General features: G+C 46.6%; 27 protein-coding genes. 23 read left to right on the top strand and 4 right to left on the bottom strand.

Going from position 1 to position 26,165, the window contains the following annotated elements:
• Nucleotides 1-3: 3 nt before the first annotated feature.
• The 3 genes from AAC052_RS20910 (at nucleotide 4) to AAC052_RS20900 (ending at nucleotide 3,674) form a co-directional block, all read left to right on the top strand.
• The gene (locus AAC052_RS20910) at nucleotides 4-831 is read left to right on the top strand and encodes an SDR family oxidoreductase (protein WP_317490933.1); all 828 of its coding nucleotides are present in this window, start codon (nucleotides 4-6) and stop codon (nucleotides 829-831) included.
• A gap of 81 nt (nucleotides 832-912) precedes the next feature.
• Nucleotides 913-2,313: a glucuronate isomerase gene (gene uxaC, locus AAC052_RS20905; protein WP_339815357.1), complete on the top strand. Its 1,401-nt coding sequence runs from the start codon at nucleotides 913-915 to the stop codon at nucleotides 2,311-2,313.
• A 53-nt stretch (nucleotides 2,314-2,366) separates the two neighbouring features.
• The gene (locus tag AAC052_RS20900; RefSeq protein ID WP_339815356.1) at nucleotides 2,367-3,674 is read left to right on the top strand and encodes an MFS transporter; all 1,308 of its coding nucleotides are present in this window, start codon (nucleotides 2,367-2,369) and stop codon (nucleotides 3,672-3,674) included.
• Nucleotides 3,675-3,677: 3 nt separating this feature from the next.
• Here AAC052_RS20900 and AAC052_RS20895 read toward each other — a convergent pair whose 3' ends face one another.
• Nucleotides 3,678-4,703, bottom strand: a complete 1,026-nt coding sequence (locus AAC052_RS20895) for an LLM class flavin-dependent oxidoreductase (RefSeq protein WP_339815355.1) — start codon at nucleotides 4,701-4,703, stop codon at nucleotides 3,678-3,680.
• 145 nt (nucleotides 4,704-4,848) lie between these two features.
• Nucleotides 4,849-5,940 carry a DUF1573 domain-containing protein gene (locus AAC052_RS20890; RefSeq protein ID WP_317490929.1) on the bottom strand — a complete coding sequence of 364 codons (1,092 nt, stop codon included), beginning with the start codon at nucleotides 5,938-5,940 and terminating at the stop codon, nucleotides 4,849-4,851.
• Nucleotides 5,941-6,066: 126 nt separating this feature from the next.
• On the opposite strand from AAC052_RS20890, the gene trpS reads away from it, so the two are divergent.
• The 6 genes from trpS to trxA all read left to right on the top strand — a co-directional run bounded on the left by trpS (nucleotide 6,067) and on the right by trxA (nucleotide 8,620).
• Complete coding sequence (gene trpS, locus AAC052_RS20885; RefSeq protein ID WP_339815354.1) at nucleotides 6,067-7,038, top strand: tryptophan--tRNA ligase; 972 nt, start codon at nucleotides 6,067-6,069, stop codon at nucleotides 7,036-7,038.
• Nucleotides 7,039-7,162: 124 nt separating this feature from the next.
• On the top strand, nucleotides 7,163-7,363 hold the full coding sequence (locus tag AAC052_RS20880; protein WP_339815353.1) for a DUF2892 domain-containing protein: 201 nt from the start codon (nucleotides 7,163-7,165) through the stop codon (nucleotides 7,361-7,363).
• A 27-nt stretch (nucleotides 7,364-7,390) separates the two neighbouring features.
• Entirely contained in the window at nucleotides 7,391-7,651 is a 261-nt protein-coding gene (locus tag AAC052_RS20875; protein ID WP_317490926.1) for a rhodanese-like domain-containing protein, read from the top strand.
• Nucleotides 7,652-7,655: 4 nt separating this feature from the next.
• Nucleotides 7,656-7,967, top strand: a complete 312-nt coding sequence (locus tag AAC052_RS20870) for a rhodanese-like domain-containing protein (protein ID WP_339815352.1) — start codon at nucleotides 7,656-7,658, stop codon at nucleotides 7,965-7,967.
• A 94-nt stretch (nucleotides 7,968-8,061) separates the two neighbouring features.
• Nucleotides 8,062-8,313 carry a hypothetical protein gene (locus tag AAC052_RS20865; RefSeq protein WP_339815350.1) on the top strand — a complete coding sequence of 84 codons (252 nt, stop codon included), beginning with the start codon at nucleotides 8,062-8,064 and terminating at the stop codon, nucleotides 8,311-8,313.
• A 4-nt stretch (nucleotides 8,314-8,317) separates the two neighbouring features.
• Nucleotides 8,318-8,620 carry a thioredoxin gene (gene trxA / locus AAC052_RS20860; protein WP_317490923.1) on the top strand — a complete coding sequence of 101 codons (303 nt, stop codon included), beginning with the start codon at nucleotides 8,318-8,320 and terminating at the stop codon, nucleotides 8,618-8,620.
• Between the two features lie 54 nt (nucleotides 8,621-8,674).
• Here trxA and AAC052_RS20855 read toward each other — a convergent pair whose 3' ends face one another.
• Together AAC052_RS20855 and AAC052_RS20850 are read right to left on the bottom strand one after the other, a co-directional pair.
• Nucleotides 8,675-9,538, bottom strand: coding sequence for an alpha/beta hydrolase-fold protein (locus AAC052_RS20855; protein ID WP_317490922.1), 864 nt, complete (start codon nucleotides 9,536-9,538; stop codon nucleotides 8,675-8,677).
• A 164-nt stretch (nucleotides 9,539-9,702) separates the two neighbouring features.
• The gene (locus AAC052_RS20850) at nucleotides 9,703-10,119 is read right to left on the bottom strand and encodes a hypothetical protein (RefSeq protein ID WP_317490921.1); all 417 of its coding nucleotides are present in this window, start codon (nucleotides 10,117-10,119) and stop codon (nucleotides 9,703-9,705) included.
• Between the two features lie 186 nt (nucleotides 10,120-10,305).
• On the opposite strand from AAC052_RS20850, the gene AAC052_RS20845 reads away from it, so the two are divergent.
• From AAC052_RS20845 to AAC052_RS20780, 14 genes are all read left to right on the top strand, one after another.
• Entirely contained in the window at nucleotides 10,306-12,039 is a 1,734-nt protein-coding gene (locus AAC052_RS20845) for a phospho-sugar mutase (protein ID WP_339815349.1), read from the top strand.
• A gap of 178 nt (nucleotides 12,040-12,217) precedes the next feature.
• Nucleotides 12,218-13,198 (top strand): calcium/sodium antiporter, encoded by a 981-nt coding sequence (locus AAC052_RS20840; protein WP_317490919.1) that lies wholly within the window; start codon nucleotides 12,218-12,220, stop codon nucleotides 13,196-13,198.
• A 78-nt stretch (nucleotides 13,199-13,276) separates the two neighbouring features.
• Complete coding sequence (locus AAC052_RS20835) at nucleotides 13,277-13,999, top strand: carboxypeptidase-like regulatory domain-containing protein (RefSeq protein ID WP_339815347.1); 723 nt, start codon at nucleotides 13,277-13,279, stop codon at nucleotides 13,997-13,999.
• Nucleotides 14,000-14,166: 167 nt separating this feature from the next.
• Nucleotides 14,167-16,605 carry an ABC transporter permease gene (locus tag AAC052_RS20830; RefSeq protein WP_339815346.1) on the top strand — a complete coding sequence of 813 codons (2,439 nt, stop codon included), beginning with the start codon at nucleotides 14,167-14,169 and terminating at the stop codon, nucleotides 16,603-16,605.
• 148 nt (nucleotides 16,606-16,753) lie between these two features.
• On the top strand, nucleotides 16,754-17,671 hold the full coding sequence (locus tag AAC052_RS20825) for an aldo/keto reductase (protein ID WP_339815345.1): 918 nt from the start codon (nucleotides 16,754-16,756) through the stop codon (nucleotides 17,669-17,671).
• Nucleotides 17,668-18,759 (top strand): Gfo/Idh/MocA family oxidoreductase, encoded by a 1,092-nt coding sequence (locus AAC052_RS20820; RefSeq protein WP_339815344.1) that lies wholly within the window; start codon nucleotides 17,668-17,670, stop codon nucleotides 18,757-18,759. The genes AAC052_RS20825 and AAC052_RS20820 overlap by 4 nt, the downstream gene beginning before the upstream one ends.
• A gap of 1 nt (nucleotide 18,760) precedes the next feature.
• Nucleotides 18,761-18,991: a DUF4177 domain-containing protein gene (locus AAC052_RS20815; protein WP_339815343.1), complete on the top strand. Its 231-nt coding sequence runs from the start codon at nucleotides 18,761-18,763 to the stop codon at nucleotides 18,989-18,991.
• A gap of 66 nt (nucleotides 18,992-19,057) precedes the next feature.
• Nucleotides 19,058-19,354 carry an RNA polymerase alpha subunit C-terminal domain-containing protein gene (locus tag AAC052_RS20810; RefSeq protein WP_317490913.1) on the top strand — a complete coding sequence of 99 codons (297 nt, stop codon included), beginning with the start codon at nucleotides 19,058-19,060 and terminating at the stop codon, nucleotides 19,352-19,354.
• Between the two features lie 4 nt (nucleotides 19,355-19,358).
• Nucleotides 19,359-19,718: a DHCW motif cupin fold protein gene (locus AAC052_RS20805; protein WP_339815342.1), complete on the top strand. Its 360-nt coding sequence runs from the start codon at nucleotides 19,359-19,361 to the stop codon at nucleotides 19,716-19,718.
• A gap of 101 nt (nucleotides 19,719-19,819) precedes the next feature.
• The gene (locus AAC052_RS20800; RefSeq protein WP_339815341.1) at nucleotides 19,820-20,923 is read left to right on the top strand and encodes an AAA family ATPase; all 1,104 of its coding nucleotides are present in this window, start codon (nucleotides 19,820-19,822) and stop codon (nucleotides 20,921-20,923) included.
• A complete protein-coding gene (locus tag AAC052_RS20795; protein WP_339815340.1) occupies nucleotides 20,920-21,591 on the top strand; it encodes a DUF4276 family protein in 672 nt (223 codons plus the stop codon). Before AAC052_RS20800 ends, AAC052_RS20795 begins: the two co-directional genes overlap by 4 nt.
• Before the next feature lie 157 nt (nucleotides 21,592-21,748).
• A complete protein-coding gene (locus AAC052_RS20790; protein WP_317490911.1) occupies nucleotides 21,749-22,102 on the top strand; it encodes a YciI family protein in 354 nt (117 codons plus the stop codon).
• Nucleotides 22,103-22,186: 84 nt separating this feature from the next.
• Nucleotides 22,187-23,416, top strand: a complete 1,230-nt coding sequence (locus tag AAC052_RS20785; RefSeq protein WP_339815338.1) for a DUF6596 domain-containing protein — start codon at nucleotides 22,187-22,189, stop codon at nucleotides 23,414-23,416.
• 114 nt (nucleotides 23,417-23,530) lie between these two features.
• On the top strand, nucleotides 23,531-26,050 hold the full coding sequence (locus AAC052_RS20780) for an FtsX-like permease family protein (protein WP_339815337.1): 2,520 nt from the start codon (nucleotides 23,531-23,533) through the stop codon (nucleotides 26,048-26,050).
• Nucleotides 26,051-26,165: the final 115 nt, after the last annotated feature.

The following is a 26,165-nucleotide window of genomic DNA, read 5'->3' as shown; positions in this document are numbered from 1 at the left end:
TTCATGAATCAATCCCCCAACCAACTATTTTCGGTAGAAGGCAAAACAATTGTAATCACCGGTGGCACCGGCATATTGGGCTCGGTGATGGCGAAGAATATGGCTGCTGCTGGTGCTCATGTGGTCGTTCTTGGCAGAAGAGAAGATGCAGGCAAAGGCCTTGTCAATGACATTGAAAAAACTGGTGGTAAAGCCAGCTTTTTCAAGACCGATGTACTGGACAAAGACAACCTGTTAGGTGTAAAAAAAGATATTCTGAAGACGACCGGGCAAATTGACGTTTTGGTCAATGCAGCTGGCGGCAATATGCCGGGTGCTACTATCTCTCCCGACAAAACATTCTTCGACCTTGATACGAAGGCTTTTCAGCAGGTAGTTGATTTGAATCTGCTGGGCACTGTGCTACCCTCGCAAATATTCGGCGAGGTAATGGCCGCCAACAAAAAAGGCATTATCGTCAACATTTCATCCATGTCGGCATTCAGGCCTATCACCAGGGTGGTGGGTTATTCAGCTGCCAAAGCTGCCATTGACAATTTCACGCAGTGGCTTGCGGTAGAAATGGCCAAAAAAGTAGGCGAGGGCATACGTGTAAATGCCATTGCTCCAGGCTTCTTCCTCACAGAGCAAAATCGGGCGCTGTTAACTAACCCCGATGGCACACTAACAGCCCGTGGAAATGCTGTGATCAACCAAACACCATTTGGACGATTTGGCGACGCCGAAGAGCTCATTGGAACCTTACTTTGGTTGTGTTCCGACGCCTCTAAATTTGTTACCGGCGTGGTGGTGCCTGTCGACGGCGGATTCAATGCCTATTGTGGAGTTTAGTCAGTGATAACTTAAATATTTTGAACGCATGTCAATGGAAAGCGTGCAACCAACAGGACTTCTTACGATTAACACCTAAACATGAACCCAACCTTTTTGACCGAGGACTTCCTTTTACAATCGGAAGAAGCAAGACAACTATATCACAAGCATGCTAAAAATGCTTCCATCGTAGACTACCATAATCACCTTTCTCCAAAAGATATTGCTGAGAACCGTCAGTTTTCGGATCTTACTGAAATCTGGCTGGAAGGTGATCACTATAAGTGGAGAGCAATGCGAATCAACGGCATAGATGAGCGCTACTGCACCGGCAATGCCACACCTGAAGAGAAGTTTGTGAAGTGGGCGGAGACAGTGCCAAAAACCATGCGCAATCCGCTTTACCACTGGACCCACCTGGAGCTTCAAAGGTATTTTGGGGTGACAGAGCTTCTCAATGGTAAAAGTGCCCGGAAGATCTATGAAGATTGTTCCACCATGCTTCAGAGGGAAGACTTCAGGGTGCAGGGTTTGCTGGCGAAAATGAAAGCAGAGGTGGTTTGCACAACGGACGATCCCTGCGACGACTTGCATTACCACGAGGAGATGCAGTCGTCAAAAACGCTCAAAATGCTGCCAACCTTCAGACCTGACAAAGCATATACATTTGCTGGTTCCGCATCGTATGCTACCTACGTGCAAAAATTAGCAGAAGCCTCTTCCGTCAACATCAGCTCTATTCAGGGCTTATTCAGAGCCCTTGAAAACAGAGTAAATTACTTTCATGACCACGGCTGCCGTGCGGCGGATCACGGGCTGGAGACTCTCCCTTTTAGCAACATTACCGAAAAAGAAGCCGAGAAGCTTTTTGTTCAGGCCTTAGAAGGGCACCCACTGACCACCGCTGAGGCAATTGGTCTTCGTTTTATTATCCTAAGCCACCTCAGCACGCTTTACCACAGCAAAGGCTGGGTGCAGCAATTTCACCTGGGAGCCTTAAGAAACAACAATGACAGGATGCTGCGGGAGCTGGGCCCCGACACTGGCTTTGATTCCATTGGCGATTTTCCACAGGCCCAAACCATGGCCAGGTATTTCAATCACCTCGACAGCAGCAATCAGCTGGCAAAAACCATCCTTTACAACCTCAACCCGGCCGATAACGAGCTATTCGCTACCATGACCGGCAATTTCAACGACGGAACAACTGCCGGGAAAATGCAATGGGGAAGCGGCTGGTGGTACCTCGACCAGAAAGATGGCATGGAGAAGCAAATGAACACACTGTCTAACATGGGCCTTCTCTCTGTTTTTGTGGGGATGGTCACCGATTCCAGAAGCTTTCTGTCCTTCCCCAGGCACGAATACTTCAGAAGAATACTTTGTAACCTTATCGGAGAAGATGTGAAAAACGGTGAGCTCCCAAATGATATGGCGCTGCTGGGTCAAATGGTGGAGGATGTTTGCTACAACAATGCAAAAACCTATTTTGGTTTTTGATTCGTAGCTACATTGTGCCAGATCCAATGCATCTTCGAAACTAGTCAACGCACATGTCAGCCGACTCTTCTCATTCGCTCAAATCAAGCGTAATAAAGAACTATCGCTGGTACGTTTGTGCCTTATTGTTCTACGCCACCACCCTCCGGTATGTGGACAGGCAGGTGATAGGCATACTTAAGCCTACGCTGGAGCAGTACTTTGGCTGGAGTGAAATCGACTACAGCCATGTGGTGATGGCTTTCACAGCCTCTTATGCTCTGGGATTACTCAGCTTTGGCGGGCTCATTGACAGAATCGGCACCAAATTGGGGTACTCCCTTTCGTTGATCATTTGGAGCCTTGCTTCCATGGCACACGCAATAACAACGAGGACTATTGGCTTTGCATCAGTAAGGGCAGTCCTTGGGCTGAGTGAAGCTATGAATTTACCCACAGCCATCAAAACAGTGGCGGAATGGTTCCCCAAGAAAGAACGAGCGCTGGCCACTGGCATTTTCATTAGCGGCACCAACGTTGGGGCGATTGTGGCGCCAATCCTGGTGCCCATTATCGTCTCCATGTGGGGCTGGGAAGAAGCATTTATCCTGACCGGAGCCATGGGGTTTGTATGGCTCGCCTTGTGGTGGAAATTCTACGACATCCCAGTATCGCAAAAAAGGCTAAGCAAGGAGGAATACGACTACATCCACAGCGATGATGAAGAAAAGGATGAAAGTACCATAAGGGTTTCGTGGCTCAAACTGCTTTCCTTTCGTCAAACCTGGGCATTTATTGTTGGCAAATTCCTTTCAGACCCCATCTGGTGGTTCTTCTTGTTTTGGCTTCCCTCCTACTTTGTAAATGCCTTTCAAGTCGACTTTACCAAGCCTAGCCTGCTGCTGGCGATTATTTACACCGCCACCACCCTGGGTAGCATCGGGGGCGGCTACCTGTCGAGCTGGTTGATCAAAAGAGGCTGGCCCATCTTCAAAGCCAGAAGGGTGTCGATGCTGGTGTTTGCGTTATGTGTAGTTCCGATTATGCTGGCGCAGTTCCTAAGTAATTTGTGGATCGCCGTCGCATTAGTCAGCCTGGCGGCGGCATCGCATCAGGGTTGGAGCGCCAATATTCTCACAACTATAGGGGATGAGTTTCCAAAAAAGGTCATCAGCAGCTTGATTGGCATTGGCACATTAGCGGGCGCCCTTGGTGGTGTGCTTTTTCCAATTGTCGTGGGGCGGTTGCTAGACTACTACAAGACACTTGGAGACATTAATGCGGGCTACAGTGCGCTTTTCATTATTTGTGGGTGCGCTTATGTGGTAGCACTCATACTGATGCACCTCATTTCCCCCAGGCCTGCTAAGATAAAGCTCTAGCCCCTACCCCTGAATCAAAGGTTTTATTCTCTTACCAATCAGCTCATAAGCCTGCATGGTTTTTTCATGAGGAAGGTTGGCATTATCCATTTGGAAAGTCACCCGATCTATGCCTCCTAATGCCTCGCTGTGCCGTAAAATTTTCTCTGCCACCTCCTCGGGGCTTCCCAAAAGCAACGACCCAAGGGGTGCCCTTGCCATTTCAAATCGCTCTCTGGTCATTGGGGGCCACCCCCGCTCTTTCCCTAGTCTCGTCATATTGACAGAAAAGCCCGGGAAGTAGTCTGCTATGGCTTCTTCTGTCGTATTTGCCACATAGCCCAGGGAGTGCAGCCCTACCTTCATTTCATTTTCTGGGTGACCGGCCTCCAGCCAGGCCTTTCTGTACAAATCAACAAGGGGGCGAAACCGATGCGTATCGCCGCCGATGATGGCCACCATGAGTGGCAATCCAAGCATACCAGCCCTGGCAAACGACTGCGGCGTGCCGCCCACTCCCAGCCAAACCGGCAGTGGATTTTGCACCGGCCTTGGATAAATAGGTTGATCAACAAGCCTTGGACGGAATTTACCTGACCAGTTGGCAATTTCATTGTCACGGATATGGAGTAAAAGCCCCAGTTTTTCAGCAAAAAGCTGGTCGTAGTCCTTCAGGTCAAAGCCGAAAAGTGGAAAGGCTTCGATTGAAGAGCCTCTGCCAACTACCATTTCGGCTCTTCCGCCGGAAATGAGGTCGAGCGTGGCATGGCTTTGAAACACCCTCACCGGGTCAGCAGCACTGAGCACTGCCACGGCACTTGTTAGCCGTATGGTTTTAGTGCGAGCCGCCGCCGCTGCAAGGATGGTGACGGTTGAGGAATCGAGGAACTCCCTGCGATGATGTTCACCAATCCCAAACACATCCAACCCCGATCTGTCAGCGTGTTCAATTCTTTCAAGTAAATTGGCCATCGCCTGCATGCTGTCTGCCTCCACACCGGATTCACTATCCGACACAATCGAAGCAAAGCTGTCTATTCCTATTTCCATATGACTTGTACCCATTTTTACACTAAAACACCTCGGAAGAACACAGACTCGTTAAAGTAAATTCCTGTCAGTTAGAAACGGGTCTCTTAAATGCAAAAAGCCGCTCTGGAGCGGCTTTCATCTTGTCAGTATTTTGAGAAGCTTTTTATTCTACATAAGCCTTCACTGTCAGCGTCTGTGCTGAGGCTGTTGGGTCATTGGAGAAAATGGTAATGGTCTTCTGTTGTGTTCCCTTTCTTCCTTTGGGGTCGAAGGTAACCGACAGTTTACCGGTTTCGCCCGGCTTTAAGTCCTCCTTGCTTACAGTAGATACGGTGCAACCACAGTTGGTTCGGGTGTCTCTGATATTCAGCGGAGCCTTGCCAGTATTGGTATAAACGAAGTCGAACGAAACGCTGGCACTTTGCTGAATCCTTCCAAAATCATGAGTCACTTCCTGAAACGACAGCCTCGCTGCTTTGGCTTTTTCGGCATCTGTCATTGGTGGGAAATACTCTTCTATCGTAGCCAGCACGTAAAGAAGCTTCTCTCCATTCTCTGATTCATCGGTAAAAAGCTTCACATTGTCGGAATTGTAGCCAAATCTGGCCTTTTGCTTTGCATCATAAGTAACCACCACCTTGCCTACCTTCTTAGGCTCCAAAATCAACGGATCATACGACACCTTGATGTGGGCTGGCGCTTCTATGTTCTCTTTGAATGTGATGGCTGCGTCGCTGTCGTTATATACCTCGAATTCTTTCGTTACGGGCTTTTCAGTTGTAATCACACCAAAATTCATCGACCGGTACTTGAACCGGGTGTTTCCCAATTTGCTCGGATAGTCATCGGCAGGTGTTCGTGGCTTGGGCGTCACATTGCCCTTTATGTACAAATAGCTGGTAGCCCCGGCGGATGAGTTGCTGGTAACTGTTAGCGACTTTCGAAACGAACCAGGGCGGTTGGCCGGATTGTACTGGGCTTTCACGAAGCCTTTTTCTCCGGGTAACACAGGCTCCTGGCTCCAGCCCGGGGTAGTACACCCACACGAGGCTTTCACACCGGATATAACCAAAGGCGCATTGCCTTTGTTGACAAACTCAAAAGTGTGAGTAATGGGGCCCTCCTCTTCTCTTACATCTCCAAAATCATGTTCTGTTTCGGTAAACTCAGCAACAGCGCCACTTTGTGCCATTGCATTACTTGCCACAAAAAACAGCAAACTGCCCACCAAAAATGTAAATACCAGCCTTTTCATTGTCTCCATATTTTTCATCCTAAACTTGTTACGAAATAACGCAGTCAGTAGTTAACGATCAACACTTATCACTATTACTGAAGTATCAACGTAAGATTTTTATTTACTTTGCCCAAAATTTGATCAATGGCAAGGATACTTACAGGCATACAGAGTTCAGGGAAACCACATTTAGGTAATTTGATGGGAGCCATCCTTCCGGCCATTGAACTTTCAAGGCAGGAAAAGAACGATTCCCTCTTCTTTATCGCTGACCTGCATTCGTTAACCAGCATCAAGGATGCCGATGTAAGAAGAGAAAACACGAAAGCGGTGGCCGCAGCCTGGTTGGCATGCGGGTTTGATACCGACAAAAATATATTTTACCGCCAATCGAGGGTTAGCGAGGTGACAGAGCTGGCATGGCACCTGAGTTGCTTCACGCCGTTTCCGATGTTGCAGAATGCCCATTCGTTCAAGGACAAGTCGGACAGGCTAGCTGATGTCAACGCCGGGCTTTTCGTGTACCCTGTGCTGATGGCTGCCGACATTTTACTTTACGATGCAAACGTAGTGCCCGTCGGCAAAGACCAGCTGCAGCACCTGGAAATGGCCAGAGACATCGCAGGGGCTTTCAATAGCCGCTATGGCGAGGTGTTTGTCATGCCAGAGGCCCGTATTGACCAGCAGTTAATGACTATTCCCGGTACCGACGGACAGAAAATGAGCAAGTCTTACGGCAATACGATCGATATTTTTGCTTCTGAAAAGGATCTCAAAAAGCAAGTGATGTCTATCGTAACAGACGCTACTCCTCTGGAAGAGCCGAAGGACCCTGACACAAACAATGTCTTCAAGCTCTACAGCCTGCTGGCATCACCTTCTGACGTCGAATCCATGCGGGATAAATTCCTTGGGGGCAACTACGGCTACGGCCACGCAAAAAAAGAACTACTGGAACTGATTCTTTCACACTTTGCCAAAGAAAGGGAAACCTTCGACTACTTCATGACTCACCAGGACGAACTGGAAGCCAAACTACAGGAAGGAGAGGCAAAAGCCAGAGTGATTGCCCGAAAGGTGTTAGATAGGGTGAGGAACACGCTTGGGTTCAGCTAACTACAGGGCTGACGGCTTCTTTTTTCAAAAAAAACTTCAACGTAACCAAAGTCACATACTTCGCCCTATTGCTGTCGGATATTTGTATCGTATTAGGACATAAACCTCTAATCATACGACTATCATGAAAGCAAATATGGGTTCAATCGACAAGGCAATCAGAATTGTTTTGGCACTGGTCATCGGCGCACTTTACTACTTCGGACAGTTGTCAGGTATGGCCGCCACTATTTTATTGATATTAGCGGGCGTTTTTATCCTCACAAGCTTCATTGGAGTTTGTCCGCTTTATCTGCCGTTTGGCTTAAGCACAAAGAAAAAATAATCTTATCAAATAAACTTTATATCTAAAATGAGTAAGAACGCAACAGTAATAGACGTGCGTACTCCAGGAGAATTCATGGGTGGGCACGTACAGGGATCAATCAACATTCCATTACAAGACATCACTTCAAAAGTTCAGGAGATAAAGAAAATGGCTCAGCCAATCATTCTTTGCTGCGCTAGCGGCAACAGAAGTGGTCAGGCGGCTGGTTTCTTAAAAGCCCAGGGGATAGACTGCTCTAACGGCGGTTCATGGCTTGAGGTAAACATGGAAATGGTTAACAGCTAATCGTATGATTCAAGCAATAAAAAACATGCTAGGCATGGGGCCATCTGTTGATTTAAAGCAGCTGGTGAAGGATGGCTCCACGATAGTGGACGTTCGTACGAAAGGAGAATATGCTGGTGGCCATGTGAAGGGTTCTATCAACATCCCTCTTCAGGTGCTGGGAAATAACCTTGGAAAGCTGAAGAAAGAAAAGACTATTATTACCTGCTGCGCATCGGGCATGCGCAGCGGATCAGCCAAAAGCCTTCTTAAATCTAAAGGCTACACTGTGCACAATGGCGGTGGCTGGATGAGTCTTCAAAACAAATTAAGATAACTACCCAGTTAGACAAGTAAGCTTGCAGTTCGGGAAAGCAGTCGTTTAAACACTTCCTTCATACGCCTGCAAGCCTTGTTTTTCTCCAGAACCTATGACAAAGATCTACGAATTAGTGACAACAGGATGGCATTTTGCGAGGTGGCTCAGGCTTGGATTTGGAGTTTTCCTGGCAGCCCAGGCTATTCAACTAACCGATGCATTGTCGGGTGTTCTGGCTGCGCTTTTCCTGTTTCAGGCCATCACCAATACCGGGTGTTGTGGAGCCGGTGGCTGTGCAGTGCCAACAACTTCAAAAAAGGAGAACTTACCTGATCAGGAAACGGTTTATGAGGAAGTGAAATAACATTATGGGCAAACAATCATTTTCTGAATTGATAAAAAGTGAGCAACCTGTATTGGTTGACTTCACCGCCAGCTGGTGTGGGCCATGCAAAGCAATGGCACCGGTGCTGGATGATGTGAAACGCAAATTGGGAGACAGGGCCAGGATCATCAAAATTGATGTGGACAAAAACCCTAAGGCTGCCCAGAGCTACCGGGTAACGGGTGTCCCGACCTTTATCCTTTTCAAAGGCGGGCAGATTAAATGGCGGCAGTCAGGTGCGGTGCCTGGCTATCAGCTTGAGAAGCTCTTTCGGGAGCATGCATAAGGTTTTCAAATGAACAACATAATAAAGGGCGGTCTTTCAACCGCCCTTTTATTTTTACTTCTGATGAAAGGTATCTGATACAAAAGACAACACGGTTGGCAAGGCTGTTCGCCAGTAGGTCCAGTTGTGGCCACCGTCTCTTATTCTGAACTCATGAGGCACTTCTTTCTTACGTAGCGCTATGTGCACAAGCGAGTTGCCTTCATACAAAAAGTCATCGTCGCCACAGTCAATATACCACTTAACGGACTTCAGCTTTTCAGCCTCCATGCCGTCAATGATCTTGTTCACACCAAACTTATTGTAGTAATCTTCCAACTGCGCTTGGGTCGGATTTTCCGTGCCACTTCGTTCCAACCACCGGCGACCATCTTCAGGAGTGAGCGGGCCTGTGCTCGCACTCAAAGGACATGCAGAGGAAAATAATTCAGGATGGTGCAACGCATAAATAAAGGTGCCGCCGCCTCCCATGGACAAGCCAGCCACTGCTCTGTAGCGCTTGTCGGCTTTGATCCGATAGGTTTTTTCCACATGCGGCATTAACTCCTGAAAAAAGAAGTCCTCGTAGTTCCACTTGCCGTCGATGGTATTGAAATAGCCCCTCACGCCAGTGTCAGCGTCGGGCATCACAATGATCATAGCTGTGGCTGTACCATCCAGAATGGCCTTGTCGGCAATTCGCAGCACCTCGCCAAACTGCACCCAGCCAGTTTGATCATCGCCAGCACCATGCAATAAGTAAAGCACCGGATAGCTGCGCTGCGACGTCTCATAGTCTGGTGGGAGATAGATAGCGAACTTGCGTTCGCTTTTCAAAATTTTACTGGTAACTGTAAGGTTGTCGAAAACTTTGCCTGTTTGGGCCAGCAGGTTACCTGCAAAGCACACAAAGGCGGCAAGAATAAGGTGTTTTTTCATTATTAAGTAGGTTTACAAATGATCTGACAATAGCCGGGCACGTGTGTGCCTGATCAGATAATGATAGCCATTTTCGGGCGAATGACCTACAGAAAATATACTACAACCTTCTCACAGAAGGAAACGGTTATTTTAATGTTTGAAAGAATGCGGAATAGCCCGGGTTACTCGGCTTTCCACACAACCTGCTGATTTTGGGCATCAACAATAAGCACCAGGCGAGTAGGGGCGGGAATCAGAACAATCCTTGTTTTCTTATCAGGAAAGTCATCCATATCCACCGGCACACCCTGATTAGTCAGCGTAGTGTAAGTAACCTTCCCGTCCGATTCCTTCTTAATGTATTCGTTTGCCAGATAGGCTATTGGCAGCAACACCTCACTATCGGGGCAGAATTCATCATGCACATCTCTTAGCGCCTCCTCAATATAGTCGCCGTAATTGTCAACAAACTCGTCTTCCTGGTCGTGAAGTAACTCCTCCAGATCATCGTACTTTGGGTCGTCGTAGCTAAGTCCGCTCAAGGCAATCTTTGTTTCTACCAAATCAATGAGGGCCTTGTCAAGTTTATTGATATCCATATTCGAAGCTTTCTTAAGAGATTATTCAATAGGTTTAAAGCGCACAAACTTTGGAATACTTACTTTAAGATTCAAGCAAGCCTTCAGATTTTTAGCATTGCCTTCATTTTTATTGAAGAAATCCGAAGACCCTTTTGTCTTGAAAACATATCTGCTAAATTCCCCTCTCAAAATAACTGAACATTTATGGAACAGCAAGCCCTGATAAAAGCGAAGCAATGGCTCTCAAGCAAAAACCTTGATGACGCAGCCAGAAAAGAAGTAGAGGCGATGATCGCTTCTACCGACAAATCCAAGTTGGTTGAATGCTTTTATAGAGATCTCGAGTTTGGCACCGGTGGCCTTCGTGGGATCATGGGGACTGGCTCAAACCGGATCAACAAATACACCATAGGCATGGCCACTCAGGGGCTGGCCAACTATTTGAAAAAGACTTACCCTGGCAAACAGGTGAAAGTAGCCATTGCTCACGACAGCCGGAACAATAGCCCATTCTTTGCTCAAACAACGGCCGACGTGTTTTCCGCCAATGGGTTCAAAGTGTATTTTTTTGACGAACTCCGCCCCACTCCCGAGCTTTCCTTTGCCATCCGTCATCTTGGCTGCCAAAGCGGCGTAGTCATCACAGCTTCTCACAACCCAAAAGAATACAACGGCTACAAAGCCTACTGGAACGATGGTGCGCAGATGATTGCACCACACGACAAGAACACCATTACTGAAGTAGGCAATATCAAGAGCATAGACGACGTAAAGTTCACCCCAAACAATTCGCTCATTGAAAAAATAAGCAAAGAGGTGGACGAGCCTTATCTGGAAGCCATCAAAGCAGGAAGCCTTTCGCCTGATATCATCAAAAGGCAAAAGAATCTGAAAATAGTCTTCTCGCCCATCCATGGCACGGGCATTACATTGGTACCTGAAATCCTGAAAAGAATGGGATTTGAAAACGTGACCATTGTAGACGAACAAGCTACGCCCGATGGCAACTTCCCCACAGTGGTGTATCCCAACCCTGAGGAAGCTGAGGCTATGAGCATAGCTTTGAAAAAAGCAAAGGCCATCGACGCTGACCTAGTGATGGCAACCGACCCCGATGCAGACAGAGTGGGCATAGCGGTGAAAAATGACAAAGGAGAGTTTCAACTTCTCAATGGCAACCAAACAGGTGCCCTGCTGGTGTATTACCTGCTGGAGCAGTGGAAAAACAACGGCAAACTCGATGGCAAGCAGTTTGTGGTCAAAACGATCGTCACCACCGACCTCATTGCCAAAATCGCCGACGGCTACAAAGTAAAATGCTACGAAACACTCACTGGCTTTAAGTTCATTGCTGCTTTGATCAGAGAGCTCGAAGGCAAGGAAACCTTTATTGGCGGTGGGGAGGAAAGCTACGGCTACCTGATAGGCGATGCTGTGAGGGACAAAGATGCCATTGCCTCTTGTGCTTTCATTGCAGAAATGACCGCTTTTGCCAAAGACAAAGGGATGAGCCTGTTCCAAATGCTGAATGAAATGTACCTCAAATTCGGCTACTACAAGGAGCACCTCATCTCACTGACCAAGAAGGGAATCAAAGGGCAGGAGGAAATCAAACAAATGATGGACGACCTGAGAGCTAATCCACCCAAAACGATCAATGGAAGCAAGCTGCTCAAACTAGCAGATTACACTTTGCTGGAAGAAAGGGACTTCGTCACAGGCAAAACTTCCAAATTGGATTATCCTAAGTCCGATGTGATGCAGTTTTTCACTGAAGATGGCAGCAAAATCTCCGCAAGGCCCTCAGGCACAGAGCCAAAAATAAAATTCTACTTTAGCGTAACCACACCGGTGAAAAATGCAGAAGAGCTCAAAAATGCCGAAGGCCTTCTAATGAAAAGAATCGATGGCATCATCGCTGATATGAAATTGAAATAGCAGATTTCCCGCTTTTTCTTGAAAGGCCCATGCAATCATGGGCCTTTCTTATGTACGCTTTTTGCAATTTTGAATATAATACTGGTCTATTCATCCCTGATTTCCTGCCGTATTATATAACTAAATCTAAAAATATTTATATTGGTATACCTTATTTGAACTATCGACCTTATTGACCGTGGAAATACTAATTAACATTGTTTTAGTCATTGTAGGATTCATCCTCCTAATCAAGGGGGCAGACTTTCTGGTAAGCGGAGCCTCGTCCCTTGCCAAAAGGTTTCATGTTTCAGACATCGCAATTGGATTAACCATAGTTGCTATGGGCACCTCCGCCCCAGAGTTGGTCGTGAATATCATATCAGGAACGGAGGGTTACGATGGAGCGGTATTTGGCAACATTATCGGCTCCAATATTTTTAACATGTTCCTTATTCTCGGCGTGGCAGCCGTCATTTACCCTATCTCCGTTCAAAAAAACTCTCTCTGGAAAGAAATCCCCTACTCTCTTCTGGCCACGCTCGTTTTCTTTGTTCTCGTCAACGATGTCCTCTTTTTTGGAGCAAAGGAAAACATCCTTAGCATAGTCGACTCTGTGATTCTATTGGTCATGTTTTCCATGTTTCTGCTCTATATTTTCTTCAACCTTAAGAAAGGAGAAAGTTCGGAGGAAGACGAAGACATTGTGGTCTTCACCAGTGTAAAGACCACGCTGATGGTTATTGGCGGGCTGGTTGGCCTTACTTTCGGTGGAAAGTTAATAGTAGACAATGCGGTAGCAATGGCCCGCTTTTTTGAAGTCAGCGAAAGATTGATAGGTCTCACTATTCTTGCTGCGGGAACCTCTCTGCCGGAGTTAGCCACTACAGTGGTAGCTGCCCTGCATAAGAAGTCAGATCTGGCCATAGGCAACATCATAGGTTCGAATGTTTTCAATTTATTACTGGTGTTAGGAACCTCTGGCCTTGTGAGCTCCGGGTATAGTCCATTGACTTTCGACACAGTGCTCAACACTGACCTTTATGTAATAATGGGCGGCACCATGATGCTCTTCGTTTTTATGTATACTTTCGGAAAATACAAGCTGGACAGGGCTGAGGGCTTTCTATATCTCCTTTGCTTCTTTTCGTACACATACTACCTTTTTATCCGTTTATAATTAGCGTCGTTACAACCATTTCACCTGTTTTGGCATTCTTATAGAGAACCGTAATTTCGTGCTCTCAAAAAACCTGCAATGCGCCAATCGGGAAACCTGATTCTTACTCTTCTTTTTTCAGTTTTGATTTACGGCAATAGCTATGCACAATCGAGCCCGGCCGATTCAGTGCTGGTAATTGGACAGGTACTGGAAGACGAAAGTTATACCGGCCTTCCTTTTGCTCACATAGCGGTGAAAGAGCGGGCTACGACTACCGACTTCAAAGGTATTTTTAAGGTGCGTGTGAGCACCACCGACACCGTGAGTGTTTCTTATGTTGGCTACAAAACGCAGCAACTGACTATCCCAAAGGGGTTAATTTCGCCCGTTTTTGAAACCAAGCTGATGCTCCAAAAAGACACCATCATGATGGAGAATGCCAATATTACGGTGCTTCCCGCTTCCATCGAAAAGTTCAAGCAGGCCATTCTGACGCTCGAACTCTCGGACCAGGAATACAAAAATGTGGAAAAGAACATGGCGGCGCTTACACAGCAGGTGCTCATTTACGACTACCGCAAATACAGCATGGATGCCGCTGAGAACCAACGTGCCGCAATGGCCGGCCCGCAGTCATTTAACTTTCTTAATGTTTTAAGAAAAGTAAAGGATGCACTGGTTGACCCAAATAAAAGTAAAGACGACCTCCCCACTCCTCCCCCGGTGTACTACGACACACCCGTGCTCCCCGACACCACCCCTCCCGACTCCCTGCTGATCCAAAAAGCCGATACCACGCAGCGGATAATTAACAATTAACCACAGACGCAACCCTTCATCACGATTTTGCATCTGCCATGTAACCACGGCAACAGCAATGCTGTCAAATGGATGTAAGTCAATTCAATGGTAAAGAAAGCTACCTTGCAATACAACCTACTGAAAGCCTTTTCCGTTGATGTTATCAAACTCAAAATAGGACTACTATGCTAACCAACTACTTACGCATTGCTTTTCGCTCGCTGCGAAGAAGCAAGTTTTTTTCTCTCATCAACATACTGGGGCTTGCCATTGGCATATGCTCCTTTCTGCTAATCATCTTTTTTGTGCAGGATGAACTCAGTTTCGACAAGCACCTGCCACATGCGGAAAGGATGTACCGGATGGACATGACTGGCCGGTTTGGAGGCAACGAATTCAATATTGCCGTGATCAGTGCCGCTCAGGGCCCACAAATGAAGGAAGACTTTCCAGAAGTGGAAGACTATGTACGGTTCAGAACAAGGGGCTACTTTCTGGTCAAATATGGCGAGGATGTATACAAAGAAGAAAGTGTGTCGTACGTTGACGCCAATGTATTCGATTTCTTCGGCATCAACATGATATCAGGCGACCCAGCCACCGCACTGAAAGAACCGAAAACTCTGGTTATCACTGAAGCCCTTTCCAAAAAGCTTTTTGGAGATGAAGAGGCGCTTGGTAAAGTGGTTAAGATATCGAACGACCAGGATTATAAAATCACCGGCGTGATGGCACCTTTGCCTCAAAACACTCATTTCCACTTTGATATTCTTGCGAGTATGGAAACGCTTGACGAGGCCAAAAATGCTATTTGGCTTAGCCAAAACTTCCAGACCTATTTCCGCCTGGCGGAAGGTGCTTCGGTGGAAAACCTCGAAGCCAAGTTCCCCGAGATGGTAGAGAAATACATTGGCCCGGAACTGGAGCGCTTTATGGGCGCCTCTATGGAAGACTTCGCTGAGGCCGGTAATAACATCGGCTATTATATGACCCCCGTCACCGACATCCACCTTTATTCGCAGGTAGATGCCCAATTGGGCCCTCCGGGCGACATTAAATATGTCTACATCTTTTCGGCGGTTGCAGCATTCATACTGATAATAGCTTGTGTCAATTTCATGAACCTGGCTACTGCCCGCTCAGCCAACAGAGCCAAGGAAGTGGGAGTCAGAAAAGTAATGGGAGCTTACAGACATAACCTGATTAGCCAGTTTCTCCTGGAATCATTAATTATCACGGGCATCTCCTTTGTGGTTGCTATCGGACTGCTGGCAGTTGCTTTGCCCTACTTCAATGAGCTGACCGGCAAAGTATTCAGTCTAAGTATTCTTGCCACGCCCACATTAGCAGTATCGTTGGTGGCAATCCTGATAGTAGTTGGTTTATTAGCCGGCAGCTATCCTGCGTTCTTTCTCAGCGCCTTCCAGCCGGCCAGTGTATTGAAAGGAAAGCTAAACATTGGGATGAAGAGCGGCTCGCTTCGAAGCGTGCTGGTGGTGCTGCAATTCTCCATCTCCATCTTCCTGGTGGTGGGTACACTTATCGTCTTCGATCAACTTGACTATATTCAAACCAAGAAGCTGGGCTACGATCGTGAGCAGCTGATTGTCCTGCAAAACACTTACGTGCTCGATAAGTCAATAGAGTCTTTCAAAAATGAAGTTGTTGCCAACAGCTATTTCAAGAGTGGATCAATTAGTGGCTTTTTACCAATCAGATCCAACAGCAACAATAGTGCGATGTTCCCTGGAAGAAACCCCAAAAGCAACAGCACCACTTCCCTGGCGATGTTCTATGTAGACTACGACTACATCCCGACCCTGGGTATGGAGTTGTTAGAAGGACGTAACTTCTCAAAGGATTTTGGCGCAGATTCGACAGGAGTGATTATCAACGAAGCCACTGCCAAGCAATTTGGAATAGCTGACGACCCTATTGGGCAGGAATTGGGCACTTTCGATGGGGACGACAGTGACCCGGAGGACCTGAGAATCAAAGTATTCAAAGTGATTGGAGTGGTGAAGGATTTTCACTTTGAATCACTAAAAACTGACATAAGACCAGCTGTCATCTTCCTGGGCGAAAGCACCAGCAGAATTACTTTCAAGCTGAATACCATTGAATATGCAGAGGCCATTAGCTTCCTTCACAGTAAATGGGATGAGTTTGCCCCTGGGCAACCTTTTGAATACGCTTTTTACGATGAGGAATTCAACGCTGAATACAAGGCAGAAGAAAAAATCGGGGAGATATTCGGGATTTTTGCAGGACTGGCTATCTTCATTGCCTGCCTCGGCTTGTTTGGTCTTGCGGCCTTTACCGCCGAACAGCGCACCAAAGAAGTGGGCATCAGAAAAGTGCTTGGCGCATCCATTGGCTCCATTATTTTACTTCTCAGCAAGGAATTCATGAAGCTGGTGTTGATTGCCTTTGTGATCACTGTACCCCTGGCGTGGTTTGCCATGGACGCCTGGCTACAGGACTTCGCCTACCGCACAACGATCGGTGCTGGCGTATTTGCTCTTGCCGGCGGGCTGTCTTTCGTAATTGCCTGGCTAACCATGAGTGTGCATTCTTTTAAAGCCGCAGCCATGAACCCCTCCAGTTCGTTGAGAACGGAATAGCTAACTTACAGGAACTTTGTTGACGAACACCCTGATTGGTTGAATGCCAATCAGGGTGTTTTTGTTTCAAAGCCTCTAAATCAGTAAATTAGTTTCTCTTCTCTACTTGTACAGTTAGTTATTCGATTACCGCATCATTTTTAAACTAATGACAAGAGAATCATTTTTGAAGAAAAGCCTGCTTACAGCGGCAGGTCTCTATCTAACCCCTGGCCTCGTTTCCGCCTTTGGCAACCAGATGTTAATGAAAACAATTCCATCAACCGGAGAACAAATACCTGCCATAGGAATGGGCTCCTGGCTGACCTTCAATGTAGGCGAATCAGAACATGAAAGGGCTCCAATGAGAAACGTGCTGATGGAATTCACTAACCAGGGAGGCAGGGTGATTGACAGCTCTCCTATGTACGGCCGGTCAGAACAAGTGATTGGAGAGCTTGCGGCAGAGCTGGAAGTTACGGATAAGCTTTGGGTAGCCACCAAAGTTTGGACACAGGGGAAGGCTGCTGGCAAAAGACAGATCAAAAACTCGTTGGGCCACTTTCGGAAATGGCCCTCAGTGCTTCAGGTGCACAACCTTGTAGACCTGGACACTCACCTGGAAACGCTTCGGTCTTTGAAAGGAGAAGGCAAACTCAAATATGTCGGCGTTACTCATTACCTCGACCATGCCCACAAACAATTGGCTGAAGTCATAAAAAGGGAAAAGCTGGATTTCATTCAAATCAACCTTTCTGTCCGCAACACAGCAGCCGAAGAATACCTGCTTCCGCTTGCCGCTGACCGTGGTGTTGCCGTCATTATCAATCAGCCCTTTGAAACTGGTGGGCTTTTTAACTATATTCAGGGAGTTTCTTTGCCTGCCTGGGCAAAGGAATATGGCATTAACAGCTGGGCGGCATATTTCTTAAAATACATCTTATCAAACCCAGCCGTTACTTGTACCATTCCCGCCACCACACAGGTGGCACATGTAAAAGAGAATATGGCTGCTTGCTACGGTGAACTACCTGATCAGGCCACAAGAATAAAAATGAAAGACTATTTCAAAAAGAATGCCCTATGAGTAACAGAAGAAAATTTATTGGCCAATCGCTGGTCGGCCTGTCAGGCCTGGCTTTGAGTTCTCATGCTTTTGCCAACATCATCGTTCCCCGCCAAAAAGATAAACTGGGCGTAGCCCTTGTTGGGCTTGGCTACTACAGCCGTGACTTGCTCGCTCCGGCCCTTCAGCTAACGAAAAACTGCTACCTCGCAGGCATTGTCACCGGCACGCCATCCAAAATCCCTGAATGGCAGCAGAAGTACAACATCAAGGACAAAAACGTTTACAACTACGACAACTACGATCAACTGGCCAACAATCCGGACATAGACGTGATTTATGTTGTCCTCCCTCCTTCTATGCACGCCGAGTATAGCATAAGAGCGGCCAATGCTGGCAAGCATGTGTGGTGTGAAAAGCCCATGGCAATGAGTGAAGCCGAATGCCAGAGCATGATTGATGCCGCCAACAAAAATAAAGTGAAGCTGAGCATTGGTTACCGCATGCAACACGAGCCCAATACAATTCAAATCATGAGGTTCCAAAAAGACCAAACCTATGGCAAAGTGCAAAAGGTGACCGTTGCTGCCGGCTACAGGGAAGGCCGCACCGACCACTGGAAGCAGATCAAAGCAATGGGAGGCGGCGTCATGTACGATATGGGTGTTTACCCTCTCAACGCTGCCCGATATGCCACAGGGCTGGAGCCAATAGCTGTCACAGCCAAAGCCTCCACAACCAGGCCCGAGATTTACCATGAAGTGGAAGAAACCATTGTATTCGATCTTGAATTCCCAGGCGGAGCCACAGCAGCCTGCGAGGCTAGCTTTGGCAGGGGCATGAATGCCATGCAGGTCGATTGCAGTAATGGCTGGTACAAGCTGGAGCCATTCTCCGCCTACAGCGGCATTGATGGAGTAACCAGCGACGGCATCAAGCTCAACAAGCCGATCAACAACGAGCAAGCCAAGCAAATGGACGACGATGCCATGGCTATCATGAAGAAACAGGCAGTGATGGTGCCTGGAGAAGAAGGCTTGAAAGATATTCGGGTAGTGGAGGCTATTTACCGATCTGCAAAAGACGGGGGAAGGGTGTCGATAGGATGATATGCAGAAATTTGAATATAAGATAGTAACCATAAGCGTTGCCCATTTGAAAAAGAAGGACTTTCAGTCGGAGCTGAGCCGCAACTTTGATGAGTGGGGAGCTGAAGGCTGGGATTTGGTGAAGTTCGAGCCCGTGCTTGAAAGCTGGTTTTTATTTAATGATGTAAGGACGAAAGAATTTATCGTGGTCTTCAAAAGAGAGAAGAGCTGTGGACGTCCCCACGTGCTTTGATCAGTTTGACCAAAATCGGATCACGTAAATCCTTTTTCCTGACTTTAGACTACACATTGCTCTTCCATGACGTCTCCCAAAAAAACGCTCCGAATATGCAAAAAGGGGCACCAATACTACAAAAGCAGCGACTGCCCTGTATGCCCTATTTGCGCCAGCGAAGAAAAGCCGGAGGATGACTTCCTGAGCACACTGGTGGCACCAGCCAGGCGTGCACTGCAAGGCAAGGGCATCACTACGGTGCGGGAGCTCGCCATGCACACCGAAACAGAAATAATGCAGCTCCACGGAATGGGGCCAAGCACCCTGCCGAAGTTGCAGCAAGCCCTTGCATCTGCCGGGCTGTCTTTCAAACCCAGATGATACAATGAACATACCTTTCCAAACCATCGACTGGGCGTCAGTGCCCAAAACCGAGCACCCCGGCGAAACTGGGATCTCCTTTTGGCAAACCCTCCAATTTTCAGGATTGCGAGTACGCATCGTTGAGTACGGTGCAGGCTACCTGGCCGACCATTGGTGCCAGAAGGGGCATATTGTCTACTGCATTGAGGGGGAATTTGAAACCGAGATGGAGAATGGTCAAAGCTTTATTTTGAATAAAGGAACGAGCTATGTGGTTTCGGATGGGTTAAGCTCCCACCGTTCAGTTTCTAAAAGCGGGGTGAAGCTATTGATTGTAGATGGTGACTTTTTGTGGTCGGAAAATCACAGGCATAATACTTAATCGAGACACAAGGAAGAACTAATAAAGTAAGCTTTTAGTTGAGGAAAAACATCTTTTAAAGACCTACCTTTACTGAATACTTCTGCAAGAAAATGAGGAACTTGGAAATTGATAGTATCACTATAAAGGGATTTAAAAGTATTCAATCACTTTTAGGCTTTAAGCCTAGACCTATCAATGTATTTATTGGTCAAAATGGAGCCGGAAAATCTAATTTCATTAGTTTTTTTAAGTTCTTATCGAATATGCTAAGTGGTACGGGCAATTTGTCCGACTATGTAGGTTTAAATGGAGGTGCATCAGCATTTCTCTTCGATGGGCCTGAAACCACGTCCCAATTGTCTGGTTACGTAAGTCTAAAAACTTCAGTAGGATTGAATGAATACAAGTTCAAATTATCACATGCTTCCTCCGACACATTCATATTTACCGAAGAACAATTTAGATATACCGCAAATGGGAGAAAACAAACGCAAAACTGGTACGATTTGGGTGCTGGACACAAAGAATCTGCTTTAATAAATGCTGAGTCTACGGGCCGAACTCAAGGAACTGTAAAAAAGCTTTTACAACAGCTTATTACGTATCAGTTTCATAATACAACATTCAACTCACCTATTAGAAATAATAAATCGGATATTAATAATAATTGGTTTCTCGAAGAGGATGGCAGAAACTTGCCATCAGTTCTGCTAGACTTAAAGGAAACAGAGCCAGCCATCTATCAAAAAATCATAAGTGTTATACAACAAGTCATCCCCTTTTTCGACGACTTTGTCTTGGTTAATCAATACGGCAAGACTTACCTGAGGTGGAAAGAAAAAGACTCAAGAGAAACATTTGTTGCGACACAGGCTAGCGACGGAATGTTACGAGCAATGGCACTGATAACCCTCCTTTGTCTACCACCTCAAAGGCTTCCCTACGTGATATTTCTTGATGAGCCTGAATTGGGGCTACATCCTTCAGCTGTCAAGACAATCTGTGACTTAATCCAAGGGGTGTCTGAGTATTGTCAAGTCTTCATTTCTACGCAAGACGCAGATATGCTCAATGAATTTGCGCCCGAAGACATTGTTGTTGTGACTCGCAATGGCCGTAAGTCTGAATTCGAACAGCTAAATGAAGATGACCTGAAAGAATGGACAGGTATTTATAGCCTTTCTGATTTATGGCATCAAAACATAATTGGTGGAAAGCCATGAAAACGATTTTCATTGTTGTAGAAGGCGAAACTGAAGAACGCTTTTTGAGAAAAGTAGCTTATGACCATTTTATTGTCAACGGGATCCATATCGAAGCTCAGCAGTGGCTCACAAACCGTAAACTAGGAACCCAAGGGGGAGGAGGTAATTTTGACAAAATTGAGAATCACATCAAACGATTAGCCAGTCGTTACCAAGCGAATAGCGACGTATTCATTTCCACAATGATTGATTTATATGCTTTTCCAAAACAAGGCAATACAATATACGATGAGGAAATTAAACCGATTAGTAATGCAAGGGAAAAGGTATTGCTTCTAGAACGAAAATTTAGTGATCGAATTGCCTTTCGTAACTTTATACCATACATCCAGCTACATGAATATGAATCGCTCATAATGTCAAAACCAGATTCCTTACTTAGTTTTTTCACTGACAAGACAAAGGAAATAGAGAACCTCACAATCGAAGTGTCAAAAATGTCTCCAGAGGATATCAATGAGACTCCGGAAGGAGCTCCATCGAAGAGAATTATTAAACATATCCCCCTGTACAAGAGACAAAAAACTACAGCCGGTGTTGCAGCTACAGCCGACATCGGACTTCCATTTTTGAGGCAGCGTTGTCCGCATTTCGATGACTGGATTACTAAGTTGGAGAATGTTTAGATCTACTTCACCTCTATAGCACATTAAATGTGTCAATCAAAACACTAATAGCCTTTCCTAACTTCCTGAAAATAATTTTTACAACCTGTCCAATTGATCGATACTCATTTGATATGAGGGTGTAAATCAATTATTCCGAAACATTAAATTTAACATTATGGATGAGTATGTATTGATCATGAGGCATGAGGACGGAGCCAAAGTAGCTTCAGCCGAGCAAATGCAGGAGTGGATGAAGCAAACCATGGACTGGATCGGCGGCATTGCGGCGCAAAACAAATTTGTTAGTGGCACAGGTCTTCCATTCGACAATGCCAGGGTGGTGAATTCAAAAAAGGTTGTTACCAACGGGCCCTTCGGCGACATCAAAGAAACCATCGGAGGCTTTATTACCGTCAGGGCAGAGTCAGTTGAGGAAGCAGTAGAGTTTGCGAAAGGATGCCCGGTGCTGCAAGGCGAGGGCAACACCATGGAAGTTCGGAGAATTGCCAAAAACGACGGGGTTCATTAATACTAGTTCCTGGTGGTGTCGCCAGCGAAGGTTGTGGGCACCACCTAGTAGATACACCATGCTCTATACCCCACTTATTGATCAATGACCCACCAGGAGCTCATTCCTCACCTGTTCCGCACTGAGTTCAGCAAAATTACCGCTGTGCTTTGCAGGCGCTTTGGAGCCGACCATATCGAAATGGCCGAGGACATTGCCAGCGAAACCTTTATGCTGGCCATAGAAACCTGGACCTACAGCAAGATTCCTGAAAACCCTACCGCCTGGTTGTATGCAGTGGCCAAAAACAAAGCGAAAAACCACGTCACCCGTCAGCATATTTTCACGGATAAGGTCAAACCTAATTTGCCACCCCAGGAGCTGACAACAGCAGAAATCGATATCGACCTATCGGAGCAGAACATTAGCGACAGCCAGCTGCAAATGTTGTTTGCCATTTGCCATCCGGCTATTCCCCTGGAGTCGCAAATTGGTTTGGCACTCCGAATCCTTTGTGGGTTTGGCATCGATGAAATCGCCAATGCCTTTTTAACCAATAAAGAAACCACCAACAAGCGACTGTTCAGGGCAAGAGAGAAGCTGAGAATAGAGAAGATACCGATAGCGATCCCCGGAGAAAACGAGATCAACAACCGGATAGATGCTGTACTCATCACTTTGTATCTCCTGTTTAATGAGGGCTACTACTCGGAAAGCAAGGAAGCTGTGGTGCAGGAAGAGCTCTGCCAGGAGGCGATGAGGCTCTGTCGGCTGCTCATAGGTAGTCCTCAAACAAATACGCCGTCCGTCAATGCGCTGATGGCGCTAATGTGTTTTCATTCCAGTCGGTTTCAGGCACGCCAGGGAGTAAATGGTGAACTTGTGCTTTATCAAGACCAGGACGAATCACTTTGGAACCAGAAACTGATCGCCAATGGCGCTATCTACCTGAAAGAAGCCTCGCAAGGAACCCGAGTTTCCAAATACCATTTTGAAGCAAGCATTGCCTACTGGCATACGATAAAACAAGACACAAAAGAGAAGTGGGAGAATATTCTGCTGTTGTACAACCAGCTTTTGCAATTAGAATACTCACCCATAGCTGCACTGAACAGGACCTATGCCCTCGCCAAAGTCCAGGGAAAAGAGGCAGCCATCGTGGAAGCGGAGAAATTGAAATTGGTTGACAATCACTTCTATTTCACGTTGTTGGGCGAGCTTTACAAAGACATCGACAACACTCAAGCGACATACTACCTTGAACAGGCACTTGCCCTCGCCAAAACATCGACCGACAGACAAACGATTCAAAGGAGCATTGATTTGCTTAGGTAAATAGCCGATTTTTGAACTACACCACCGTACAATTTTTGTACATATCTGAACAAAAACCACATCCCACAACCTTATCAATCTACTCCCAGGCGGCTTATTCAAGCATTCGTCCGCATGGCACGCAGTTTGTCGCAGAAGGCACTTTACCTACTGCTTGCCGTAATGATTAAGAACTTTCTCCTTATTTCTGTAAGGAACATTTTGCGCAACAAAGGTGCGGCTTACCTGAATATTCTGGGGCTTACACTGGGCATGGCTGCCTGCATTTTCCTGTTTAATTATATCCAGTCTCACCTCTTCTACGACCAGCTGCCGGGCAGGAAAAATGTGTTTCGTGTGGAGACAACTACCTCCACAAGAGGTGAAATTACGGTCAGAGATGCCGTCACTGCGCCGGTAGTCGGCCCTCATCTTGCTGAGCTTTATGAAGGAGTAAATGACTATGTCCGCTTGCTACCTTTCTCTGAATACGGCAGCGCTTTCTTCAAATACCAAAAACATGATTCTCTTGCCTTGAGTGTTTTTGTTGAAAAAGCCTACTACGCCGACCAATCCATACTGAACGTTCTTTCGTTGAAGCTACTTCAGGGAAATCAGGATTCGGTGCTTACAGCCCCCAACACCCTACTGCTCTCGGCAACGCTGGCAAAAAGTATCTTTCCCAAGCAAATCGAAGAAAACACCTCCATTATTGGCCAGGAGTTTGTGTCCGCAGCCGCTGGGTTTTTCGAACAAACGTACGTTATCGGCGGGGTATTCGACGATAGGCCTGTGAAGACCCACCTCAAATTTGACCTGCTGGCCTCTTTAAGCTCTCCAGCCACCGGCATGAACAACCCTGGCATGCAGCACTCGGAGGTCATTTATACCTACGTCCTCGTGTCACCAGATTTTGATATTTCGGCTGTTGAAAAGGCGGCCACTTCCCCGGTGTCTTCTGCACAAATGGACACTTACGAAAAAGGAATTTCGCTCCGCCCTATTGAAGACATTCACCTGACGACGGACATCTCCAATGAGCCCGAAAACGGCATCAGTCCTACCTTGCTCATCTTTCTTTCTGTGATTGCTGTCATCATTGTTGTGCTTGCCTGCACCAACTACGTTAACAACGCCATCATTAATAGCATAGAAAGAGCCAAAGAGATCGGCGTAAGAAAGCTTCTTGGGATAACTCCCACCCAGCTCACCCTCACCTTTGTGGGTGAGGCATTGCTCACCAACACCCTTGCAGGCGTGCTCAGTATCTTTTTCTTTCTGTTTGGCACCAAGCTGATCGTGATGTACACCAAAATCAGCTACCCCCCAGTAGGGTATTCCAACATGGCAGTCTTTATTCTCTTTCTAATTGTGCTTATTCTGGTGAGCACCCTGTTATCAAGCGCCTACCCTGCTTTTCACCTCTCATCACTCAACCCCATCGATTCTCTTCGGGGCAAAACAAGTGTGCTCAATTCAGGCAACCTTGGCAAAGGAAGCAGCATTATCCGCTCCCTGCTGATCTTCCAATTGACGTCTTCCATCATCTTTCTGTCGGCTGTTTACATCGTTTATCTGCAACTGGACTATATGGAGAGAAGCGGCGGCACCTCCCGTGAGATCAAAATGAGCGGCGTATTTCCCGGTCTGCCGGGTGCCAATGAAGAGTTCACCAATCAGGTCGATCGTTTTATACTTCACAACAAGGGTGAGGGCATCAGGGGCATTGGCATTTCGAACCTCTATCAGGGAAAAATCAAAACAATGCAGGCTATTTCGGGCCTGGCACCCGTAGAAAAACAGGAAGATGGCATCTATGTAAAGCTCTTTCCCGGGCTAAAAGACACCACCTATAATTTATATGTGATCGATCAGCAGTATTGGAAAGACTCTTCAGCAGTTTTTCGGGCTGGGCGCAACTTCAGAAATATGGGTGACGATTTCAACTCTTTGATTGTGAATGAATCGGCCGCCAAAGCATTAGGTTTCGGCGACCCGGAGATGGCAGTGCAGCAAACCATTGACTCCCGGGGCGGCTACCATATGGTGGTCGGCGTGGTCAAAAACCAACAGCCTGATTCTCCTCCGTCCATTTATGTAACAGGCTTCCGGCACAGGACGTACATGGATTTTGTCTTATTCTACCAGCCCAATCAAAGTGAGAACATATCAACCTTCTTGCAGGAAATGAAATTTCAAATCGGGACATATTTCCCCAATTTCTTCTTCCTGAGCAGAGGCTTCGAAAACAGATTGGCCCTGGAGGAAGGCATGCTGAAAATGTTCTTCTTTTTCGCCATTATCGCAATAGTCATTGCCAATATGGGCATGTTTGGGCTAGCCTCTTATGTGACGCAGAAACGAACAAAGGAAATTGGTATCAGAAAAATTCTTGGCGCCCCCACCCACAATATTATGCTGCTGCTGCTCTACGATTTTCTGAAACTTATTCTCATCGCCTACCTCATCTCCAACCCCATCGTATGGTTCAGTGCCAAAGAGTGGTTGGACGATTACCCTTTCAGGATCGGGCTCGACCCCACGTTGATACTTTTCCCGGTACTTTTTATTCTTTTCATTTCCACGCTGGTCATTGCTGAGAAATGCTGGCAAACGGCGATAAAGAGTCCCCTCGACTCCCTGGACGCCAATTAAGTCGCTGACGTTGCACGGAATGAGCCATCGTCGCCAGGCAAATCTGCTCAAATTGTAACAAAAAGGCCTTTTTTCTCGTTAACTATAATACAACCAGTCTATTTTAATAAATTAT

The sequence above is a fragment of the uncultured Imperialibacter sp. genome (assembly GCF_963974565.1).
GTDB lineage: Bacteria > Bacteroidota > Bacteroidia > Cytophagales > Cyclobacteriaceae > Imperialibacter > Imperialibacter roseus.
The sequence above is the reverse complement of the archived record's forward strand: the minus strand, read 5'-3'. Positions and strand labels throughout refer to the sequence as shown.

Excerpts from the sequence above, each read along its gene's own strand:
- AAC052_RS20805 (WP_339815342.1), top strand. The coding sequence starts at position 19,359 with ATGAACATACCTTTCCAAACCATCGACTGGGCGTCAGTGCCCAAAACC.
- AAC052_RS20845 (WP_339815349.1), top strand. The coding sequence starts at position 10,306 with ATGGAACAGCAAGCCCTGATAAAAGCGAAGCAATGGCTCTCAAGCAAA.
- AAC052_RS20900 (WP_339815356.1), top strand. The coding sequence starts at position 2,367 with ATGTCAGCCGACTCTTCTCATTCGCTCAAATCAAGCGTAATAAAGAAC.
- AAC052_RS20875 (WP_317490926.1), top strand. The coding sequence starts at position 7,391 with ATGAGTAAGAACGCAACAGTAATAGACGTGCGTACTCCAGGAGAATTC.
- AAC052_RS20780 (WP_339815337.1), top strand. The coding sequence starts at position 23,531 with ATGGCACGCAGTTTGTCGCAGAAGGCACTTTACCTACTGCTTGCCGTA.
- AAC052_RS20810 (WP_317490913.1), top strand. The coding sequence starts at position 19,058 with ATGACGTCTCCCAAAAAAACGCTCCGAATATGCAAAAAGGGGCACCAA.
- AAC052_RS20880 (WP_339815353.1), top strand. The coding sequence starts at position 7,163 with ATGAAAGCAAATATGGGTTCAATCGACAAGGCAATCAGAATTGTTTTG.
- AAC052_RS20855 (WP_317490922.1), bottom strand. The coding sequence starts at position 9,538 with ATGAAAAAACACCTTATTCTTGCCGCCTTTGTGTGCTTTGCAGGTAAC.
- AAC052_RS20865 (WP_339815350.1), top strand. The coding sequence starts at position 8,062 with ATGACAAAGATCTACGAATTAGTGACAACAGGATGGCATTTTGCGAGG.
- trpS (WP_339815354.1), top strand. The coding sequence starts at position 6,067 with ATGGCAAGGATACTTACAGGCATACAGAGTTCAGGGAAACCACATTTA.
- AAC052_RS20815 (WP_339815343.1), top strand. The coding sequence starts at position 18,761 with ATGCAGAAATTTGAATATAAGATAGTAACCATAAGCGTTGCCCATTTG.
- AAC052_RS20850 (WP_317490921.1), bottom strand. The coding sequence starts at position 10,119 with ATGGATATCAATAAACTTGACAAGGCCCTCATTGATTTGGTAGAAACA.
- AAC052_RS20785 (WP_339815338.1), top strand. The coding sequence starts at position 22,187 with ATGACCCACCAGGAGCTCATTCCTCACCTGTTCCGCACTGAGTTCAGC.
- AAC052_RS20870 (WP_339815352.1), top strand. The coding sequence starts at position 7,656 with ATGATTCAAGCAATAAAAAACATGCTAGGCATGGGGCCATCTGTTGAT.
- AAC052_RS20790 (WP_317490911.1), top strand. The coding sequence starts at position 21,749 with ATGGATGAGTATGTATTGATCATGAGGCATGAGGACGGAGCCAAAGTA.
- AAC052_RS20820 (WP_339815344.1), top strand. The coding sequence starts at position 17,668 with ATGAGTAACAGAAGAAAATTTATTGGCCAATCGCTGGTCGGCCTGTCA.
- AAC052_RS20795 (WP_339815340.1), top strand. The coding sequence starts at position 20,920 with ATGAAAACGATTTTCATTGTTGTAGAAGGCGAAACTGAAGAACGCTTT.
- AAC052_RS20835 (WP_339815347.1), top strand. The coding sequence starts at position 13,277 with ATGCGCCAATCGGGAAACCTGATTCTTACTCTTCTTTTTTCAGTTTTG.
- trxA (WP_317490923.1), top strand. The coding sequence starts at position 8,318 with ATGGGCAAACAATCATTTTCTGAATTGATAAAAAGTGAGCAACCTGTA.
- AAC052_RS20890 (WP_317490929.1), bottom strand. The coding sequence starts at position 5,940 with ATGAAAAGGCTGGTATTTACATTTTTGGTGGGCAGTTTGCTGTTTTTT.
- AAC052_RS20830 (WP_339815346.1), top strand. The coding sequence starts at position 14,167 with ATGCTAACCAACTACTTACGCATTGCTTTTCGCTCGCTGCGAAGAAGC.
- AAC052_RS20895 (WP_339815355.1), bottom strand. The coding sequence starts at position 4,703 with ATGGAAATAGGAATAGACAGCTTTGCTTCGATTGTGTCGGATAGTGAA.
- AAC052_RS20910 (WP_317490933.1), top strand. The coding sequence starts at position 4 with ATGAATCAATCCCCCAACCAACTATTTTCGGTAGAAGGCAAAACAATT.
- AAC052_RS20825 (WP_339815345.1), top strand. The coding sequence starts at position 16,754 with ATGACAAGAGAATCATTTTTGAAGAAAAGCCTGCTTACAGCGGCAGGT.
- uxaC (WP_339815357.1), top strand. The coding sequence starts at position 913 with ATGAACCCAACCTTTTTGACCGAGGACTTCCTTTTACAATCGGAAGAA.